The organism is Sulfitobacter mediterraneus (genome assembly GCF_003054325.1).
Taxonomy (GTDB): Bacteria; Pseudomonadota; Alphaproteobacteria; order Rhodobacterales; family Rhodobacteraceae; genus Sulfitobacter; species Sulfitobacter mediterraneus.
Window position 1 is genome coordinate 163,208 of the sequence record NZ_QBKU01000009.1, and the last position, 20,399, is coordinate 183,606.

At 57.9% G+C, this 20,399-nt stretch carries 11 protein-coding genes; 8 read left to right on the forward strand and 3 right to left on the reverse strand.

Annotated features, from left to right (window positions below; all coding sequences use genetic code 11):
- Positions 1-108: 108 nt before the first annotated feature.
- Genes C8N31_RS15165 through C8N31_RS15185 form a run of 5 tightly spaced genes read left to right on the forward strand, consistent with a single transcriptional unit; the run spans position 109 to position 13,376 of the window.
- Complete coding sequence (locus tag C8N31_RS15165; protein WP_025046518.1) at positions 109-7,752, forward strand: type I polyketide synthase; 7,644 nt, start codon at positions 109-111, stop codon at positions 7,750-7,752.
- Complete coding sequence (locus C8N31_RS15170; RefSeq protein WP_025046517.1) at positions 7,752-9,128, forward strand: condensation domain-containing protein; 1,377 nt, start codon at positions 7,752-7,754, stop codon at positions 9,126-9,128. The genes C8N31_RS15165 and C8N31_RS15170 overlap by 1 nt, the downstream gene beginning before the upstream one ends.
- A complete protein-coding gene (locus C8N31_RS15175) occupies positions 9,125-10,297 on the forward strand; it encodes a sulfotransferase family protein (RefSeq protein ID WP_025046516.1) in 1,173 nt (390 codons plus the stop codon). Before C8N31_RS15170 ends, C8N31_RS15175 begins: the two co-directional genes overlap by 4 nt.
- The gene (locus tag C8N31_RS15180) at positions 10,294-12,582 is read left to right on the forward strand and encodes an efflux RND transporter permease subunit (RefSeq protein ID WP_025046515.1); all 2,289 of its coding nucleotides are present in this window, start codon (positions 10,294-10,296) and stop codon (positions 12,580-12,582) included. Before C8N31_RS15175 ends, C8N31_RS15180 begins: the two co-directional genes overlap by 4 nt.
- Complete coding sequence (locus C8N31_RS15185; RefSeq protein ID WP_025046514.1) at positions 12,579-13,376, forward strand: outer membrane lipoprotein-sorting protein; 798 nt, start codon at positions 12,579-12,581, stop codon at positions 13,374-13,376. The genes C8N31_RS15180 and C8N31_RS15185 overlap by 4 nt, the downstream gene beginning before the upstream one ends.
- An 11-nt stretch (positions 13,377-13,387) precedes the next feature.
- On the opposite strand, the gene C8N31_RS15190 is transcribed toward C8N31_RS15185, so the two are convergent.
- Positions 13,388-14,146, reverse strand: coding sequence for a DeoR/GlpR family DNA-binding transcription regulator (locus tag C8N31_RS15190; RefSeq protein WP_025046513.1), 759 nt, complete (start codon positions 14,144-14,146; stop codon positions 13,388-13,390).
- A gap of 103 nt (positions 14,147-14,249) precedes the next feature.
- Between C8N31_RS15190 and C8N31_RS15195 the strand changes: the two genes are divergently transcribed.
- The gene (locus C8N31_RS15195) at positions 14,250-16,673 is read left to right on the forward strand and encodes a GcvT family protein (RefSeq protein ID WP_025046512.1); all 2,424 of its coding nucleotides are present in this window, start codon (positions 14,250-14,252) and stop codon (positions 16,671-16,673) included.
- A gap of 14 nt (positions 16,674-16,687) precedes the next feature.
- On the forward strand, positions 16,688-17,617 hold the full coding sequence (locus C8N31_RS15200) for a choline/ethanolamine kinase family protein (protein WP_025046511.1): 930 nt from the start codon (positions 16,688-16,690) through the stop codon (positions 17,615-17,617).
- Here the strand turns inward: C8N31_RS15200 and C8N31_RS15205 are convergent, their stop codons facing one another.
- Both C8N31_RS15205 and C8N31_RS15210 read right to left on the reverse strand, forming a co-directional pair.
- Entirely contained in the window at positions 17,618-18,376 is a 759-nt protein-coding gene (locus C8N31_RS15205; protein ID WP_025046510.1) for an inositol monophosphatase family protein, read from the reverse strand.
- Positions 18,377-18,386: 10 nt separating this feature from the next.
- Positions 18,387-19,175: a DeoR/GlpR family DNA-binding transcription regulator gene (locus C8N31_RS15210; protein ID WP_025046509.1), complete on the reverse strand. Its 789-nt coding sequence runs from the start codon at positions 19,173-19,175 to the stop codon at positions 18,387-18,389.
- Positions 19,176-19,392: 217 nt separating this feature from the next.
- Between C8N31_RS15210 and C8N31_RS15215 the strand changes: the two genes are divergently transcribed.
- Complete coding sequence (locus C8N31_RS15215) at positions 19,393-20,334, forward strand: ABC transporter substrate-binding protein (RefSeq protein ID WP_025046508.1); 942 nt, start codon at positions 19,393-19,395, stop codon at positions 20,332-20,334.
- Positions 20,335-20,399: the final 65 nt, after the last annotated feature.

Below are 20,399 nucleotides of genomic sequence, written 5' to 3' on the forward strand. Positions count from 1 at the left end.
CCCGACACTGTTGCTCCGCCCTGTTTGTGCTAAACGTAAAATTCTTGGGGAGAATGCAACGGACCGTTTTGGCGGCGATGCATTTTGGTGCGCGATAGGAAGACACGGATGAAAGATCAAAACTGCGACGCTGCAGCCGGTATTCATGAGCCGATTGCCATCGTTGGCATGTCCTGCAATCTGCCTGGCGACAACCGAACTCCAGCCGAGTTTTTCGATTTTCTGTTGAAGAAACAATGCGGTATTGTTGAAATCCCCAAAGACCGATGGGGTGTTGACGTCTTTTATGATCCCGATCCGGCAGCGATCGCCAAATCGGTGAGCAAATGGGCGGGCTTTATCAAAGATGTTCGTGGGTTTGATGCCAAGTTTTTTGGCATTTCCCCGCGCGAAGCCGCTGGCATGGATCCGCAGCAACGTTTGGTTTTGCAAGGTGCGGTTGAGGCGATGATGGATGCGCAAATTCCGCTAGAAGAATTTGCCCGAAAAAGCACCGGCGTTTTTATCGGGATCTCACAATCTGAGTACCGCACCCTGCAAGAAATGCGTATCACCAGTACCGAAAGCTATGCTGGCACCGGTTATGCGCTTTGTATCAGTGCCAACCGGATCTCGCATCGGTTGAACCTCACCGGGCCTAGCTATGCAGTTGATACGGCTTGCTCGTCCTCGCTGACGGCGCTGGATCAGGCGGTGCAAAACCTGCGCACCGGGGCTTGCGATATGGCGATTGTGGGCGGCGTGAATGCCATGACCCATCCTTCGCCGTTTTTGGCATTTTCCAAGGCTGGCATGATCTCTCCGACGGGGCGCATCTCGACCTTTGATGCCGCCGCCAACGGATTTGTGCGGGGCGAAGGCGCAGGTATGATCGTAATCAAACCGCTCAGCCATGCGCAGGCCGACGGCGACCGCATCCATGCCGTCATCGAAGGCACGGCGGCCAATCAGGACGGATCGACCAATACGATCACCGCGCCGAACCAGCAGGCTCAAACAGCGATGTTGCGCAGCCTGTTCAACGCGGCACCAATTGGCCCTGAACAAATCGGCTTTATTGAAGCCCACGGAACCGGAACACCCATTGGCGATCCGATTGAGGCAGGCGCAATTGGGACGGTGATCGGCCAGAATGCCCCGGACCATCCTGTCTATATTGGGTCAAGCAAGGCCAATGTTGGCCACCTTGAAAGCGGCGCTGGCATTACTGGTTTGATCAAGGCCGCGATGGCCGTGAAAACGGGCGTTGTGCCGCCCAACATCCACTTCAAAGACCCAAACCCATATATCCCGTTCGATGCCTTAAACCTCGAAGTCCCGGTCAAACCCGAGGCATTCCCGGATCGGGATGGACCGAATTATGCGGTGGTCAATTCTTTTGGCTTTGGTGGCGCAAACGCCTGTGCGCTGCTGTCCGCGCCGCCCGCGAAATCCTATGATTACCATCCGGTCGCGGCACAGCCATCAACAGCGCCCCTTGCAGGTGGCGAAGACGGATTTCCGCACTTGATTCCGGTGTCCGGCGCAACCGAAGAGGCCCTGCAAGCCAACGGGGCGGCGCTTTTGGAGGCTATGCGCGGCAAGGGGGCGTTGGCCAAAACAACGCTATCTGACATCGCAGCGGCTCTTGCCACCAAGCGCAGCCATCTGATGTACCGCGCTGTGATACTGGCCCATACCACCGCGCAGCTCAAAAAAGCGCTCAAGTCACTGGCCTCGGGCGAGAGTGACGCCCCCAACATCATCACCGGGCAAAAGCAGACCAGCAACAAACTGTGCTTCACCTTCTCGGGGCAAGGCAGCCAATGGTGGGGCATGGCCCGCGACTTGCTGGAACGCAACGCCGTGTTTTCGGATGCTGTTGACGCCTTTGATGCAGAGTTTATTCCGGTGGCTGGGTGGTCGATCCGCGCAGAACTCCTCAAGGATCAAGACAGCAGCCGCATTGACGACACTACCGTCACCCAGCCGGCGCTTTTTGCCATTCAATCGGGCCTCGCCGCGCTTTGGAAAGAATTTGGCGTTGAGCCGGATATGGTTGCGGGCCACTCCATCGGAGAGGCGGCTGCCAGCTACATCACCAATGGTCTGTCGCTGAGCGGTGCCGCCAAATTCCTGTCCAAGCGCGGCGTGATCCGTGACCAGCTGGGCGCCAAAGGCGCGATGGCGGCCATCGGCATGAATCAAGCTGACGTAGAGGCGATCCTGCCGACACATGGCAAATTGGGTATTGCTGCGATCAATGGCCCCGGCTCGACCACAATCAGCGGCGACTATGATGCCCTGCACGAGTTTGTGGAAGAGTTCGAGATGCTCAACCCCGATACCTTCATCAGGGCGCTCACCGTCGATACTGCTTGGCATTCGTATCATCTGGACGCTGGCGAGGGCTGGTTCCGCCGCGAGATGGCGACGATTGATTGGTCTGTGCCAACCTTGCCTTTCATTTCGACGGTCACGGGGCGGCCAGAAACGAAATTTGACACAGACTATGGCTGGCTCAACCTGCGGCGGCCAGTGCGTTATCAGGCGGCGATTGAGACCGCCATCGACATGGGCGCAAACCTGTTTCTGGAGCTGGGCCCGGCGGCAACCCTTGCTGGCCCCACTAAAAGCACCGCACTCGAAGCGGGCGCGTCGGTCACTGTCCTGAATTCGATCAATCGCAAGAATGACGACTTTGAGACCATGGCACGCGGCGCAGCAGCGCTTTTTGCCATGGGCTATCCACTGAACTGGCAGGCGATCACGGGCGCGCCAAGATGCCATGTCGAATTGCCGCAAAACCAATGGGTGGAAGAACCGTTTTGGCAAGACAGTGAAGAAAGCCGTGGTCTGTTGTTCACGCCTGTTAAACACCCTTTTTTGGGAATGCCGGAACGCGGCAATGGCACAACTTGGACATCCGAGATCAACCTCAAGGCTTATCCCTATCTCAAAGATCACCGGATGCAGTCCGATGTGATTTTCCCCGCCGCAGGTTATGTCGACACGATGATTGCCCTGTGCCGCGATCAGTTTGGCCCCGACAAAATCATCGAGGTGGAAAACGCGGTTATCCACGAGGCCTTGTTCATCAATGCGGATGACGAGGTACTGTTCAGCAATGTCTACGATCCCGAACGAGGGCGTGTGAAACTTTATTCGCGGATCCGCGACGCCCAGGATGATTGGGTGCTGCGCAGCGAAGCGAAAGTGCGTGTTCTGGATGTGAAGGCACCGAAAGCTCGGCCCTTTGATCCTGAAGATCCATCTTATGAAAAGATCGACGCAGCCTACGTCTATGATGTCGATGCCTCCACAGGATTGATAAACTACGGCACAGCGTTTCAGACTGTCGAAGACCTGTGGATGTCACGTTCCAAAACCGTCGCGCGGATTATCCTGCGCAAAGAGGGCGAGCCGACCAAAGACCGGCACCATTTGCACCCCACGATGTTCGACGGCTGTCTGCAAATTCTTGAACCAAGCATGACGCTCAAAAAGGTTGCGCAGGGCCGTCAGCCCGGTGATCCGGTTTGCCTGCCAGTTGGAGTGGGCCGGATGCGCGTGTATTCGGATTTCCCGGATGAGGTGATTGTCAGGGCTGATCAGTTCAAAAACACCAATGGCTCAGACGCCTCCGTTGGCTTTACCGTGATGGATCTGGACGGCAATGTTCTCATGGTGGTTGAGGACGTGCGGGTAAAGCTGTTGCCGTCAAAGCAGGCCGAAGAAGCGGGCGACAGCGTTCCGGCACATTTTGTCCGGCAAGACATTGTGGAACTGCGCGAACCTTTGGGCGCAGATCCGAACACAGGGCACTGGATCGTTCTGACGCACGGCGGCGCGGACGAACCCGAGTTGATTGCGGCGATGCAAGAGCTTGGCGCTGATGTTCGCTGCATCGCGAGGGATGTGTTGGGCGATGATCCCGGCGGCGCATTGGCCGATATGCTGGGCACCCAGATCGAAAACGGCGGCCTGAGCGGTATTGTTGTGGGCTGGCCGCTTGGCCTAAGCGAGGCGACCGAAGACACTGGAACAAACACGTTGTTCGAACCTATAGACGCTTGCGTAAAAGACATCATCTCGCTTGGCGAGTTGATGGATTATGCCCGTGCTGGCACCAATGGATTGCCTGACTTTGTCTTTCTGACCTCGGGTGCCTATCCCGACACAAACGGCAAAGCACGCGGCGCAGCGATCCTTTCACAAATGCCGATCGCTGCCATGGTGCGCGGGCTGGCAACCGAAGCGCCCGAATACAATGTGCGCGTGATTGATGCCGATGCAGATGCGCAAATAGCGCCGCAGCTGTTGGCCCGTCACATCCTAACGCCCAGTCCGGATACCGAAATCATCCTGCGCGGCGGCACATGTCTCGCGCCGCGCTTGCATCATGCCGACCCTCAGGATTTTGACCCCAAAATGCTGAGTGTCTTGTCAAGCGATGCCGTGACCAACTTTCACGCGACCATGCCATCACCCGGCGTGATCGACCAAGTTGGCTTGGTCGAAATCCCGCTTGCCCCCATTGGGCCAGAGGAGGTGCGTGTGCGCGTTTCTGCGGTGGGCCTGAATTTCCGCGATATTATGGCGGTCACAGGACTATTGCCCATCGAAGCCGAGCCAGAGCCCGCATGGCAAAACCTCGGGTTGGAATTTGGCGGCACAATCGAAGCGGTTGGCACTGAGGTCAGTCGCTTTCAGCCTGGCGATCGGGTGATGGGCCTTGGCAAACGGTGCCTGCAACGTTTCATGACCATCCATCCTGATGCTTTGACGCTGGTGCCTGATCACATCTCGCTGGCCGAGGCATCCACCATTCCCAGTGCATTTGCGACGGCGCATTACGCGCTCAACCACGTGGGCCGGATGCGCAAAGGCGAGAAAGTATTTATCCACGTGGCAACAGGCGGTGTGGGCACGGCGGCAGTTCAACTGGCGCAAGCAGCCGGTGCCGAGATTTTTGCGACAGCAGGCAGCCCGACCAAACGGCGGCACCTAAAGGCGTTGGGCGTGCAGCATGTGATGGATTCCCGTTCGCTGAAGTTCGCCGATGATGTGATGCGGATCACCAAGGGCAAGGGCGTTGATATTCTGCTCAATTCCCTGCCGGGGGACTTTATCGCCAAGGGGCTTGATATCATGGCGCCCTATGGCCGGTTTCTTGAGATTGGCAAACGCGATGTCTACGAAGACGCCGCCATTGGCATGAAGGTACTGCGCCGCAATGTGTCCCTGAGTGTGCTCGACCTTGCCGCGATGGGCGAGGAACGGCCGGATTTGATGGCAGACCTCTTTGCCGAACTGGCCGAGATGTTGACTGCGCAATCCCTGACAGCTCTGCCTCTGACGGAATTCCCGGTGAGCCGGGTAAGCGATGCGATCCGCTTTATGAGCCAGGCCAAACATATGGGCAAAGTGGTCGTCTCTATGGATGCAGACCGCTTTGAGATCCGGCGCGATGACAATCGCGCGGTAACGCTATCTAATGATGCCAGCTATCTTGTGACCGGCGGCACTGGCGGCTTTAGCCTGAGCGTTGCTGATTGGCTTTCCCGTGTCGGGGCAGGACACCTGATCCTTGCGTCCCGGTCCGGCAAAATTGCCAAAGCGGACGAAAAGAAGATCAAGAAACTTCGCGATCGTGGCACCGAAGTTTCGGTTGTTGCGCTGGATATCAGTGACACTGATGCGGTAGATCAGTTTGTCAGCGCCGTGCAGGCCAGTGACCGCCCGCTCAAAGGTGTGGTGCATGGCGCGGCGGTGATCAAAGATGGATTTGCCAACCAGCTCACGCCAGATATGATCACCGATGTTCTGTCCCCCAAGATCAAGGGGGCGTGGAATTTGCACCGCGCCTTTGCCGCCACCGGAACCGAACCGGATTTCATGATCGGTTTTTCCTCCATTGCGCAGGCAACGGGATCGGCTGGGCAGACCAACTATATTGCCGGCAATGCATTTTTGGACGCGCTGGCACATTACCGGTTGTCCATGGGCCGACCGGGCACCGCCATCGATTGGGGTGTGATTGCAGATGCCGGGTTTGTGTCCCGCAACAGCGCATTGGCGTCCTATCTGGAAAGCGTGGGCCAATTCGGGCTTGATCGCAAAGACACAGACGCCGCGATGGAACTGGCAATTGCCCGCGATGCGCCGACCTTTGTCTATTCCCGTGCTGATTGGGCGCAGGTGGCCCGCGCCAACCCAGCACTTGGCACGTCGCCGCGTCTGGCCAGCGTTCTTGTTGCAACGGGGGGTGGCACAACCGAAATTCGGGCGCGTCTGATGCAATTGTCGGGCGACGAATTGATCGCGGAGGCCGAAGATTACATCAAGGACGAGATCATCAACGTCCTGAAGATCGAAAAGAGCGTCATTCAGGTGGAGCGCCCGATGAGCGAGCTTGGCCTCGACAGCCTGTCATCGTTCGAACTGAAGATCCGCATTGAAACGGCCCTGCAAGCCTCGATCCCTGTGTCAAAGTTTTTGCAAGCACCGTCTATTCGCGAGTTATCTACGATGCTTGCCGCCGAGATCGAATTGATCCGCCGGGCCGAGGCGGCCGCTTTGGCGCAAGGCGAGGCATCAGGTGAAACCGTTGGCGATGCAAAAACATCCACCGGATTTGCCGCGAGTAATCGGCAGATTGGCTTGCTGCGGGATGCTGCCGCGCCGATGACATCGCCGTGCGCACTGGCCGCCATGGAACATTCGGCAATCTGCACGCTTGATGAGCAAACCAGCGTTGAGGATCTTGAAAAGGCCCTTCGCAAGCTGGAGCGCCGCCATCCGATGTTAACGATGCGCGTGGGCGCGGACGGGCAGATCATCTCTGACGGTCCCGGTGTCACCTTGGCCGAAGAACCTGTTGAGGCGCTGCTGGACGTGGCGAACAGTGAATGGGCGCGGCTGTCCTGGCAGCAAAAGGGTGATCAGACGATCCTTGCCTTGCGCCTGCACCACGCGGCAGGGGATGCGGCTTCGGCGGATCTGCTTTTGCATGAGATTGCACAGGTTTTGGCAGGTGAAGCGCTGCCAAAACCGATGCCGCGCCGCAAGCTCTTGTCATATCTGGCCAACAGCCGCTTTGACGCGGAAGACCCTGCCTCGCAGCAAGATCGTGCGTTCTGGTGGTATGCGCTCACGGCGACGCCGGCCCGCCCTGTGCCGTTTGGCACGCGCAGCCGCGCCCTTGTTCCGGCGCTGGCGGGCCGCAACCACGGACAAGCGGAGGCCATCACGAACAAGGTCTCGGGGACGCCTGCAACCTCTGTCTTGCTTCGCGCATTCGCAACCGCCTTGCGTGACGCAAGCCGCAGCACTGGTCCTGTTCTGATTGGGCGGAAAACCTCATTGCGCGCGGGTTTGCCAAAAGGATCGGCCATTGGCCCCTTTGAGATCGAGCAACCGCTGCCGGTTCCGACCACCCGTGCAGGACGTGCTGATCTGGCTCAGTTTGAGCGTGTTCTGGCCGCGGCGGACAGGCACCGCAAGTTTGACAGCCATGTCGCCGCAGCAGAGTTTACAGCTGCCTTTGAAGACTGGGATGTCTCGCCGTTCCAGTTCCTTTTTGAAGAGGTTGACGCATTGTCCAGCGCCGCGCCACAAAACCTGCTGCATGATGTCTGTTTGCAGGTGTGCAAGCATGAGGGGCAGACCCAGTTGCGCCTGGTTTACGACTCCGATGTCGTTGCGCCGCAGACCGCGCAGTCGGTGTCACACGCCCTGATGGCAGATCTATCGCAGGTAGAACGCGTCTGATGACAGGCAAACAGATAGAGGCCCAAGCAGCACAGCCAACAATCTATCCGGCCACAACCTGGCAACAATACCTGTTGGATGAGGCAACCCATCCCGACTGTACCGACGATCTGCGGGACAGGTTTATCCTGTCCAATGCCTTTCTGGTGCAGCCCAAAGTCGATCTGCGTCGCTTGCGCCGGGCTGTGGAAAAACTCCGCGAGCGACACGATAGCCTGCGCATTCGGCTTTGCCAAATCAAAGGCAAATGGCGTGCCGTGATTGACCCGCCACACGGTGAAACCATCCACGAAGTGGATTTAGGCGATCTGGACGACGAAGATTTCTTGCCCGCGGTTTCGGCGATTGCCAATGCGCCGATGCCGTTGATTGACGCCCCCCTCGCCGAGGTCATCGTGGCCCATTGCGGCATGCGCGGCGATGTCCTGATTACGCGGGTGCATCATGCGATCACTGATGGGTACGGCATGGTGGTCCTCACTGAGGATCTGACGAAATTCCTGATCGGGCTGCCGGTTACGGGCAAGGCAGTATCACACACCGACTACATTAAGCGGTTTCAATCCCCCCGACCCAGCCATGCAGCCAAGACCGAAGCCTTTTGGGAGGCATTGCACCGCGACCTGCCGCCAGAACCCAATGTCGGGCGCAAGGCAAAGGGGATCGAACCGCTGTCTTATGCGCTGGGAAAGGTCGACCAACGGCAACTGTTCTGCCGGGCAACTCCAGACAGCCTTCGAGCATTCGAAGCAGCGGCCAGAGCGGCGAACCTCAGCGCAACAACGCTCTTGTTCGCGGCCTACCTCGAGGCGATCTGTCAGTGCTACGGTCTGGACCGGCTGATGTTTATGGTTGCGATCTCTCGCAGTGATCCGGCCCTTGATACCTATGTGGGGGATCACACGCTTGATCCGTTTTTGCCATATCGCAGCTTCGGATCATTGCGGATCATTGACGCGGCCAAAGCTCTTGCCGACACCTTTGCCGAGGCGATGACCCATCTGCCATCTGATGCGGCACGTCGGGGAACGCCCTATCAGCGGGAGCTGATCGCGCGAGGATGCAATCCCAGCCAGTTTTCTGTCCACCAACCCCGCGCCATGTCCCGCCAAGACAGATCCATGTTCAGCGAGGGGTTTTATGCGGGGGTAGGTGTCACCCAAAAGATCGGGCCATTCACGCTTGAGGCATTGGACACTTCGGTCCGGCGGCGGCGATTTGCTGACATGCGGCTTGAGGCCGGATCGGCCAAGGTTCGCACCGGGTTTGGCCTGTCTTACGACGGGATCAGCTATACCGAGAACGAAGCCCGCGCGATTACCGACAGGATCTGCGACCTGCTGGATCTAGACCTGATTGATACGGAATTGACATGACCGTAAATCCGGACCGCAAAGAACCGATTAACCTGCGCCAGTTCGGGTTTCACCCCTTATCGCTGCGGCTTTGGCATGGGATGGCGCTAGACGCGTGGCTGCGTGCGATGAGGGGCAAATGGCATATGGTCTCACCCAGCCGTTACCCGCTTGTTGCGATGATCACCCTTTTCAGCATCAGCAACTTGGGTCTCAAATGGCTGTCGCAATTGATCTACGGACGGCGGTTGGCCAAAGTCGAAATCGTGCCAGACCCGATATTTGTCATCGGACATTGGCGCAGTGGCACAACTTGGCTGCACCAGTTGATGATCTCTGACCCACGGCACGCGGCTCCGGATGTCAGGGCCTGTTTCCGCCCGGAAACATTTCTGGTCGGGCGCGGGATTTTGACACCGATATTGCGCTGGGCGCTTCGGGAAAAACGCCCGATGGACAATGTCCGCCTGAAACTGGAAAGCGCTGAGGAGGATGAACACGGGATTTCATTGTCTGGTGCTCTGTCTCCCTATCGTCACAGCATGTTCCCCAATGATGAACGCCGTGTGCCGGCGAACCCCGATGACATGGCGGCCGAAGATGCAGCGTTCTGGCGCAAGAAATGGCTGGCGTTTCTAACGCGGGTCCAGTTTGTGAACCCCGGTAAACGCATGGTTCTGAAGTCCCCCACGCATACGATGCGCACAAAAGAGATCCTGCGCATCTTCCCGGATGCAAAATTCATCCACATTGTTCGCGACCCCTATAAGGTGTTTCTGTCCAACCGAAATTCGCGCACCGCGATGTATTCCGTTTCATCGCTGCAAGACCATTTGCCCTCACAAGAAAACCGCGACGCTAGTATGATCAAGCGATCCGTGGCGTTTCACAAACAGTTTGACCAGGATCGGCGCCACATTCCCGATGACCAGATTATCACCCTGCGATATGAGGATTTGAGGGCAGATCCCATGGCGAGCATCCGCACAATCTATTCTCATCTGGACCTTGGTGATTTTGCGCTGATTGAGGGCAATCTCGGCGCGTTGGTCGGGCCTGCGCGTCCCTATCAAAACAATCGTTATGAGCTGGACGATCAAACCCGGGCGATGGTGGATGATCAATTTGCCGACTTCTTTGAGCAGTACGGTTACGTGCCGATGGATCAACGCCCGGCAGCCGCGACATGACCTTGTCAGAGCGGATCACCCAGCGGTTCTTCCGGTTTCGGATTGTTGCATTGGTTTTGTTTGCAGCGCTGATCATTGGTCTGTCATCCGGCATCCCCCGTTTGGAATTCTCATCCGACAGTCGCGGGTTCTTTGGTCATAGTAACAAAGAATTCGCGTATGTTTTACAGATCGAAGAGACCTATACGATCTCCAACACTCTGCTGTTGATGGTTGTCCCACCGCCGGGCCACGCCTTTGCCCCCGGCACCTTGAAGATTTTGCAGCAGATGACCGATGACGCATGGCAAATGCCCTACGCCCTGCGCATCGATTCCGCGATCAACCACATGCATTCCTATGCCCAAGGCGACGACATCCTTGTGGAGCCGATGCTGGATGAAGATGCCGAGATCACGCCAGAAGCGGCGGAACGGTTCCGCGAATTGGCCATGGCATCGGGCACCCTGCGCAATACGCTTTTGTCCGAGAATGGCGATGCCTATGGGATCACCATTCGCGTTATTCTCCCCAAGGAAGAGGGCAAACCGGCGGCGCGCAGAGAGGTCGAGCAGTTCCTCAAACAATTGCGCGATGATTGGCAAGCCGCCTATCCGGGTTGGGAGGTGCGCATTGCCGGCGGTTTGTTGGGCAACACCCTTTTGGCTCAGGTCGCGGTTGAGGATATCCTCTATCTCGTTCCTCTTGCGCTTTTGGCTGTGGTCATTCTTTTCATCGTTGCACTAGGCTCCTTTGCGGCTGTCGCGGCGTCGGTGGTTGTCTTGGTCTGCGCAACGCTGGCCACCTTTGGATTTGCCGGATGGGCCAATGTCGCGTTGACGGCTGGCACGGCGATTGGCCCGCTTGCGGTGATGGTTCTGGTCTCGACCAGTTGCGTCCACATCGTTCTTGGCACCATTCGCGCAGCCGAAGCGGGGCAGGAGGGTGATCCATTTCGCTATGCCATCACGCAGAACCTAGCGCCGGTGACCGTCAGCCATCTGACAACGGCTTTTGGATTTTTGTGCCTGAATTTCGCCCCGTCGCCGCCCTTGGCCCAGATGGGCAATATCGTGGCCTTAGGATTGTTGGTCGGTCATGTGTCGGTGTTTGTGCTGCTGCCAAACTTGTTGCACGCCGCCTATCCACGCCGCGCAAGCCGCCTGATGGTCAGCGGGCAGGATATGCGCCGGTTCGCGCAGTGGGTTCTGGGAAAAAGCCGGATCTGGCTGATGCTGTTTCCGGTCACTGGTGGTCTGGCTGTTTTGGGTATCCTGCGGCTGGACTACGACGACAATGTCATCCGCTACTTTGATCAACGCTACGAATTGCGTCAAGATGCAGAGGCCATTCAGCAGCGGCTGACGGGCCTTGAGGCGATGCAGTTCAATCTGCAAGCTGCCGATGGCCAAAGCGTATTCGAACCGGAGTTCTTGAAAGCGGTGGATCGCTTTGCCGTGTGGTTAGAAGCGCAGCCTGATGTTGTGGCGGTGTCGTCTCTCACCCGGATCATCAAAGACCTGAACCAAAGCATGAATGGTGACGCGGAAGACGCCTTTGCAATAGCCAAGACCCAACCCGCGAATGCGCAGCTTTTGATGTTCTACGAATTGTCCTTGCCCGTAGGGATGGATCTGAACGTGATGATGGATGTGGACCGGACACAGACCCTGCTCACGGCGACCCTGCGAAGCCCGCACAGTTCTGCGGTGCGGGCGCTGGCGCAGAACGCAGAGACGTGGCTGTCTGAAAACGAGCCTGAAATTGCCACACGTGCGGCGGGCATGGGCATCGCTTTCGCCCGGATATCCCACCGCAACAACAGTCAAATGCTGTTTGGATTTTTGACTGTGCTGGGACTGGTCTCCGTCACCCTGGTCCTTACCTTGCGCAGTCTGCGGCACGGGATCATCAGCCTTGTGCCAAATCTGGTGCCTGCGCTGTTGGCGTTTGGACTTTGGGGCTGGACCATTGGCGATCTGAATTTGGGATCGACAGTGGTGACCACAATGACGTTTGGCATCGTGGTAGATGACACGGTGCATTTTCTGATGCACTACCTGCGAGAAAGACGTCGTGGGCTCAGTGTAGAAACCGCATTGGAAGAAACTTTTGCCGTGGTCGGCTCTTCCATCACACTTACGTCCATCGCTTTGATATTGGGCTTTGGTATCATGTCCGCCTCAGGCTTTTCCATCAATCAACACATCGGTATGCTGACCGCCACGGTGATCGCTTTTGCACTGCTGTCCGATCTGTTGTTATTGCCTGCCCTGCTTCGCACCTTTCAAGGAAAGTCACTATGATGCTGATCCGTCGCACCCTGTTTGGGGCCGCCCTTGGCCTGTTGGCCCTTGGGGCCGGCATGGCAGCCGCCGAAACTGCCGAACAGCGCGGTTTGCGCCTTGCGACCGAGGCATCGAACCGCAACGGGGGCTATGAAGACATCACCGTGTCCGGCGAGATGATCCTCAAAACGTCTGGCGGGCAATCTGCAACCCGCCGATTTGATGCCAGATGGGTCACAACAGGGGCAGGCGCCTCGCGGTCCATGCTTATCTTTCGCTGGCCGGGCGACATTCGCAACACCGCTTTGCTGACCCATGTCTTCACGGGAAAGAAAGACGACCAATGGCTGTACCTGCCGGCAATGGAACGGGTGCGCCGGATTTCGGGCTCGGGGCGGTCGGGCTCATTTGTCGGCAGTGAATTTGCATTTGAAGATATGGCCGATCAAGAGGTGGACAAGTTCAAACACCAATGGATTGCTGAACAGAACTGTCCCGGCGGCGGGCGCTGTCATGTGATCGACAGGTTCCCAACGTCCAAGTCTGGCTACAGCCGCCAGCGGATCTGGCTGGATACGGCGCAATTGCGGTTGCAGCAGGTGCACTACTTTGACCGCCGGGGCGCGCATCTCAAGACGTTGTCTGTATCTGGATACCGCCAGTACAACGGGCGGTTTTGGCGGTCATCTCGCATGGATATGGTGAACCATCTGACAGGCGCGCGCACCCGGCTGAATTGGAAAGGCTACACCTTCAATCAAGGGCTGCAAAAGAATGCCTTTACCGTCAACGCCTTGCGCCGGATTAGATAAGGCCCATCTGCCTACTCGGCCAGTTGCAGCGTGAAACCCTGCTTGGCCGCCGCGCCGGTTTCCTGTGGCGCGGCTTCGGTTACGATCAACGGCGTGCCACCCGCAGGGGGCAATACCAGCCCGACCAAAGCCGTTGCGGCCAAGAACTTGCTGCTGTCGATGGCATAGATCGTTTGCCGGGCGATGGCGGACATCGCGACCGAGATGTCATATTCGCATTGCTCGGCCACGCGAATGCCCTGCATGGGATCAACCTGTGCAGCGGTCAGGATGGCATAATCGACCTGCATCCGCTCAATCACCTCAAAGGCGGTCCGGTCGAACGAGGCACCGTCATAGTCGCGCAATTGCGTGCCCGCCATGAACACCCGGTTGCCGTGGATCAGGGCCAAAGTGCTGGCGATATAGGCAGAGTTGGTCACCACCGTGAGATCCTGACGCTTTTGCAGGGCTTGGGCCACAAAGGCCGCGGTAGATCCGGTGTCGATCGCAACAGACGCGCCATCGGGGATCATGTTGGCAATGTGGTCTGCGATCTTGGCCTTGGCGGTGCGGTTCTGTTCCATTCGGGCGGCAAAGGGCGCGGTCAATGGGTTGCCCACAGCGCGGATGGCACCATGCAGTTTCTCGATATGACCCTGATCGACCAGCGGTTTGATGATCCGGCGCACAGTCTGGTCCGTCACATCCAGCATCCGCGCCAGATCAGTGACTGAGACTGTCCCGCGCAAAGCGACGATGTTGGCTATTTGTTGATCATATTTCCCCATGTTTTCTGTCTATTGCAAATTCGCCTCACGGAAAAGCAACAAAAAATGTTGATTTGTGTTGATTTAACGTCATGCTGAGAGGGACTCAGCAGGCGGACTCACAATGACACAGCATCACGTAAAACATCTCATCATCGGCGGTGGCATCATCGGATGTTCAACCGCCTATCATCTGGCCAAGAACGGCGAGACCGATATCGTCCTGCTGGAAAAGGCGGCCTTAACCGAAGGGGCGACTTGGCATGCGGCAGGGTTGGTCGGACAATTGCGGTCCTCACGCAATACCACACGGATGCTCAAACGCTCGGTCGCGATGTATGATGCGCTTGAGGCGGAAACCGGCATGGCGTTTGACTGGAAAAAGGTCGGTTCGCTGCGGCTGGCGGCGACCAAGGAACGCTTGCTTGAGGCGCAGCGCCTGACCACCATGGCCCGCAGCTTTGACCTTGAGATGTCGATGATCACCGCCGGGGAGGCCAAGGATCTGTTCCCATATATTGACGCAAGCGGGTTGGAGGGCGCGGCTTATATCCCGTCTGATGGCCATGTGGACCCGGCCAGCCTGTGCCAGACCATCGCAGCCGCCGCCCGCAAGATGGGCGTGGATATCCGGCAAGGCGAAAAGGTCGAGGATTTCACAGTGACCGAGGGCAAGATCACCGAAGTCATCACCGATCACGGCAATTACACCGCCGAAACGGTGATCATGGCCGCCGGTATGTGGAGCCGCGAATTGGGTGCAAAACTCGGCATCAAGGTGCCGGCCTGCGCGGTCGAACATCAATACATCGTCACCGAACCCTTGCCGCAACCGGAGTTGGTCAAGGGTCTGCCAACCCTGCGTGATCCTGAACGGCTGGTTTACTACAAACCGGATGCGGGCGGGCGGTTGGTGATTGGCGGCTATGAGGAGGGCACTTTGCCCTTCGGGGACAACGGTATTCCAGGTGAATTTGTCCGCCAATTGCTGCCGGATAACCTTGACCGGTTTGGCCCGCTGGCTGAACTGGCCGCCGAGGTCACGCCGGTGTTGAACGAGGTGGGCATCCGGCAAGTGATCAACGGGCCGATCCCCTATTCGGCGGATGGCGATTTTGTCATGGGCTGGGCGCCGGGTTTTGACAATCTGATGATGGCGACAGGGTTCCTTTATGGCATCGCGGCGGGGGGCGGCGCGGGCGAGATGATTGCAGAGTGGATCATTGAGGGGCGGCCATCGCTTGACCTCTGGCCGCTGGATGTGCGCCGCTTTGGCCCGCACCACGGCAGCCGCTCCTTTATGTACCCCCGCGCGGTGGAACATTACGCGCATCATTACAAAATGCGCTATCCCGGTCAGGAACACGAATCCGCCCGGCAATTGCGCCTGTCGCCCCTTTATCAAACGCTGAAAGACAAAGGTGCGGTGTATGGATCGAAAAATGGATGGGAACGCCCTTTGTGGTTTGCGCCGGACGGGGTGGACCCCATCGATCAACTCGATTTTCTGAACCCCGGTTGGCAGCAGTTTTCCGAACAGGAACACAAGGCAGTGCGCGAGGCTGTGGCGCTGATTGATCAATCCAGCTTTGCCAAGTTTGAGATGTTTGGCCCTGCCGCCCTGGACACGCTGCAACACCTTGCCGCCTGCAACATGGACAAACCCGTGGGCAGCGTCATCTATGCGCAGCTGTGCAACGAGACGGGCGGGATCGAGGCGGATCTGACCATCACACGGTTGGGCGCAGATCATTTCTATATCGTCACAGGATCGGGCTTTGGCGTGCATGATGCCGATTGGATCCGCCGCCATATGCCCAAGGACGGTAGTTGCCATCTGATTGAAGTGACTTCGGCCCGCGCGGTGATCAACATTTGCGGCCCCAAATCGCGGGAGGTGTTGCAATCGATCTGCGAAGAAGATCTTTCAAACGCGGCTTTCCCCTTTGGCACGGCGCAAGACATCACACTGGGCGCGGCCCCAGTGCGGGCGGTGCGCATTGGATTTGTTGGCGAATTGGGCTGGGAATTGCATGTGCCAACCGAATTTGGCGCACATGTCTATGATCAACTGTGGCAGGCGGGGCAGGGGCATGGCATCTGCAATGTCGGCTACCGTGCCATCGACAGCCTGCGGTTGGAAAAGGGCAATCTCTATTGGTCGGGCGACATTTCCCCTGATTACACGCCCATCGAAGCGGGCCTTGGGTTCCGTGTGCATCTTAAATCCGGCGGTGATTTTATTGGCCGCGAGGTTCTGGCGCAGCAAAAGCAGGACGGGCCAAAGCGCCGGTTGTGTACCTTTGTGACGGAGGCCAAGCTGCCGCTTTATGGGGGAGAGACGATCATCCATAACGGGCAAACGGTCTCGCTCGCTACGGCGGCGGGGTTTGGGCATAGCGTCGGGAAAACCATCCTTTTTGGTTATCTGGATAAGTCTCTATGGGAAGAAGCCGATTTTGAGGTTGAGGTGTTTGGCAAACGCCATCCCATCGCCAAGATCGACGGGCCGCTATACGATCCTGAAAACACACGACTGAAATCTTGAGGGGAGGTGTGTATATGACAGAACATGCAACGCGGGTGTTAGAGCAGCTGAAGACGCTGCCGGAGTTTGCTGAACTGACCGAAGAAAACTGCACCATCACGCGGCTTGGCGGGCTGACCAATCTGGTACACCGCGTCGATTGTGCGGCTGGCAGCGTGATCGTGCGCATCCCCGGTGACGGCACCGAGGAATATATCGACCGCGCGGTCGAGATCACCAATGCCAACGCCGCCCATGCGGCGGGCGTTTCGCCAGAGGTTCTGTGGGCCGAGGCCCAGACCGGCGTGATGATTTCAACCGCCGTGCCGGGCATCACCACGATGACGCCTGCAAACTTCAAAACCATCACCGGGGCGGCGGGCCGGGCCGGAAAGGCGCTGGCACAACTTCACAATTCCGGTGAAGTCTTTGAGTTCCGGTTTGAGCTGTTTGCGATGATTGATGATTATCTCAAGATCCTGTCGACCAAGGACGTGGACCTGCCCGATGGTTATCACGATGTGGTCAAAGCCGCCGAACCGGTCAAGGCGGCACTTGCGGCCAATCCTGCGCCGCTGGCCCCCTGTCATTGTGATCCCTTGTCCGAAAACTTTCTGGATGACGGGTCAAAGATGTGGATCGTCGATTGGGAATACTCGGGCATGAATGATCCACTGTGGGATGTCGGGGATCTGTCCGTAGAGGCCGAGATGGATGCAGATCAGGAGGCAGAGCTGTTGCAAGGCTACTTTGGCCGCGCCCCCACCGCCGAGGAAATGGGCCGTGTTGTGATCTACAAGGCAATGTGTGATCTGCTGTGGACCCTTTGGGGCTTGATCCAGCATGCTGATGGCAATGAGGCAGAAGACTTCTGGGCCTATGCCACCGGACGGTTCGCCCGCTGCCGCGCGTTGATGGACAGCGCTGATTTTGAGGCGCATGTGGCGGCGGTCGCGGCGCGCTGATCAGCCGGTGATTTGTGCCAGCAACGCTTGATGCAAATCCGGCGTTGCGGCAGTTACCACCCGCCCATCGGAATGCAGTGTCAGGGCCGCGCCTTCCCAATCGGTCATCACGCCGCCCGCCGCTTCAATCAGGCTGACCAGAGGCAGGTAGTCATAAGGCTCCAGCCCAAAATCCACCACCGCGTCTATGCGCCCGGCCGCGACCATAGCGTGCGGATAACAATCATAGGCCATCCGGCGGGTGTGGCCGATCCGGCAAAGCCGCCCAAAGAGGGCGGGATTGTGCGAAAAGATCTGCTCTGCTTCGTTGATATAGACCATCGCTTGATCAAGCCGGGTGGTGGGCCGGCAATGAATGGGCGCTCCATTGCATTCGGCGCTGCCGCCGCGCTGGCCGACGAAGGTTTCCCCAAGCGCGGGCATCTGCACCAGCCCCAACTGCGGCACGCCGCCGTCCAGATGGCCGATCAACATGCCAAAAAGCGGTGATCCGGTGATGAAAGACCGCGTGCCATCAATGGGGTCGATGATCCAAGAGGGGCCATCCAATGATCCGGAGATCCCGTGTTCCTCGCCAAAGATCGCATGATCGGGAAACACCTTGGCCAGTTCTGCTCGGATATAGCTTTCGGTCTCGCGGTCGGCCACCGTGACCGGGCTGTCGTCGGCCTTTTCGATGATGTCCAAAGGGGCGCGGAAATACTGCATCGCCACGGCGCTGGCCTCATGCGCGATGCGCATTGCTTCTGACTTGATCATCGGGATGTCCTTATGTTTGCGGCGTATGGATGGAGATACCCCATCCGGCGCAGGCTGTGCTCAGATCCTCCGGCGGGCGCTGGTCCGTGGCGAGGATATCGACCAGCGTGGGATCACCGATCAGGATCGGCGCCTCGCGGCCAAACTTGCTGGAATCCGCTGCCATAATCCGGGTGCCGGCCCGCTGTAGAATCAGCCGCGAAAACTGCGCCTCTTCGAGATCAAACAGCGCAAATCCCTGTCCGGCGGTGATCCCGGCAGAGGACATCACGGCAAAGTCGGTGTTGAAGTTTGCCGCAAAATCCATCGCGGCATGACCAAAGGCGCCGCCATCATGGCTGCGCAACCGCCCGCCCGCCATATAGACGCAATTGTCATTTCGCATCGCCAGCTTGGACGCCACATGGATCGAATTGGTCACAACCGTCAGGCGATGCCGTTCGCGCAGCGCATCGGCGATATGGGCCGTGGTGCTGCCGATATCCAGAAACAAAGACGCCCCGTCAGGGATCAGCTTGCACACCGAACGCGCAATCGCCTTTTTGGCGTCGATGTTCTCGCTAAAGCGTTGTTTGAACGTGCCTTCTTCTTGTTCCTGATCCTGATCCGCACTGCTGAGCCGGACGCCGCCATGCATCTTTTCGACCAATCCGCCCTCGACCAGAGACCGCAGATTGCGGCGCACGGTTTCGCTTGTGACATTCAACTCGGACGCGATGGCACCGACCCGCAATGATCCGCCTGCACGGCGCAGGGCGTCCATGATTTCCTGTTGGCGGTGATTGGCGAGCGGGTCCATGACAGGGCACTTCTACAAAGGGGAAGGGTGACTTTCATTTAGGCATATCACGCCATGTCATGGCAAGTGAAACAACAAAAAACCTCAAAAACCAACATTATTTGCCAGATAACCACATTTGTTGTTGCTTTATGTGTTTTTTCGGGGAGATTAAAAGGAGCTCGTGATGCAGAGACAAAAACGCCGCACCGGGCGCAGACCAGCAAGGAGGCTGACGATGACTACATCTAAACTGACGGCTGCGGGACTTGCTCTCGCGCTATCGACCGCGGGCGCATTTGCGGACGTTGAATCTTCTGACCCGATCAAACTGACCACCCATGACTGGACAGGTCAGATCATCACCACGACCCTGATGGGCGAGGTGCTGAAGAAGGCGGGCTATAATGTTGAATACGTGCAGGCCGATTACATCGCGCAATTTGCCGGATTGAAAACCGGCGATCTGCACGTGGCTATGGAAATCTGGGAAACCACCGGCAAAGAGGCCATGGACGAAGCGATTGGCACCGGCAACGTGGTCAGCGCAGGCCCGACCGGCATGAAGGCCATCGAGGAATGGTGGTATCCGGCCTATATGGAAGAACGCTGCCCTGGATTGCCCGATTGGGAGGCGTTGAACGCCTGCGCCAGCGAATTTGCCACCGCCGAAACCGCGCCGATGGGCCGGTATCTGGGCGGCCCTGTCACATGGGGCGGCTTTGACGAGGAACGTATTGAAGCGCTTGAGATGGATTTTGAAGTGGTCCACGCAGGCACCGATGCCGCCCTTTTTGCCGAGCTTGAAGCGGCCTATCAGCGTCAGGATCCGATTGTTCTGTGGATCTATTCGCCACATTGGGCGCCATCAAAATACAAGGGCAGCTTTGTAGAGTTTCCGGCCTATTCGGCAGAATGCTATGCGGATGCTTCTGTGGGGATCAACCCCGACGCGGCCTATGACTGCGGCAAGCCGCGCGGCGAGATCTTCAAGGTGGCATGGTCCGGCGTGGCCGACAAATGGCCCGGCGCATCCGGGGCGATCAACGACTTCCACATCACCAGTGATGAAATGGGGGCCATGGTCGGCGCGGTCGATCTTGACGGCAAAACCGTGGATGCAGTTGTGGCCGAATGGATGGCCAGCAACGAAAGCACATGGCAGGGTTGGATCAACTAAACCCGCCTGAAATCTTCCGGGGCGGTGTCACATCGCCCCGGACCACACGTCCCTTTCTCATGTCA

Coding starts and splice junctions, on each gene's coding strand:
- C8N31_RS15175 (WP_025046516.1), top strand. CDS start 9,125: ATGACCGTAAATCCGGACCGCAAAGAACCGATTAACCTGCGCCAGTTC.
- C8N31_RS15185 (WP_025046514.1), top strand. CDS start 12,579: ATGATGCTGATCCGTCGCACCCTGTTTGGGGCCGCCCTTGGCCTGTTG.
- C8N31_RS15205 (WP_025046510.1), bottom strand. CDS start 18,376: ATGATCAAGTCAGAAGCAATGCGCATCGCGCATGAGGCCAGCGCCGTG.
- C8N31_RS15190 (WP_025046513.1), bottom strand. CDS start 14,146: ATGGGGAAATATGATCAACAAATAGCCAACATCGTCGCTTTGCGCGGG.
- C8N31_RS15180 (WP_025046515.1), top strand. CDS start 10,294: ATGACCTTGTCAGAGCGGATCACCCAGCGGTTCTTCCGGTTTCGGATT.
- C8N31_RS15215 (WP_025046508.1), top strand. CDS start 19,393: ATGACTACATCTAAACTGACGGCTGCGGGACTTGCTCTCGCGCTATCG.
- C8N31_RS15195 (WP_025046512.1), top strand. CDS start 14,250: ATGACACAGCATCACGTAAAACATCTCATCATCGGCGGTGGCATCATC.
- C8N31_RS15210 (WP_025046509.1), bottom strand. CDS start 19,175: ATGGACCCGCTCGCCAATCACCGCCAACAGGAAATCATGGACGCCCTG.
- C8N31_RS15170 (WP_025046517.1), top strand. CDS start 7,752: ATGACAGGCAAACAGATAGAGGCCCAAGCAGCACAGCCAACAATCTAT.
- C8N31_RS15200 (WP_025046511.1), top strand. CDS start 16,688: ATGACAGAACATGCAACGCGGGTGTTAGAGCAGCTGAAGACGCTGCCG.
- C8N31_RS15165 (WP_025046518.1), top strand. CDS start 109: ATGAAAGATCAAAACTGCGACGCTGCAGCCGGTATTCATGAGCCGATT.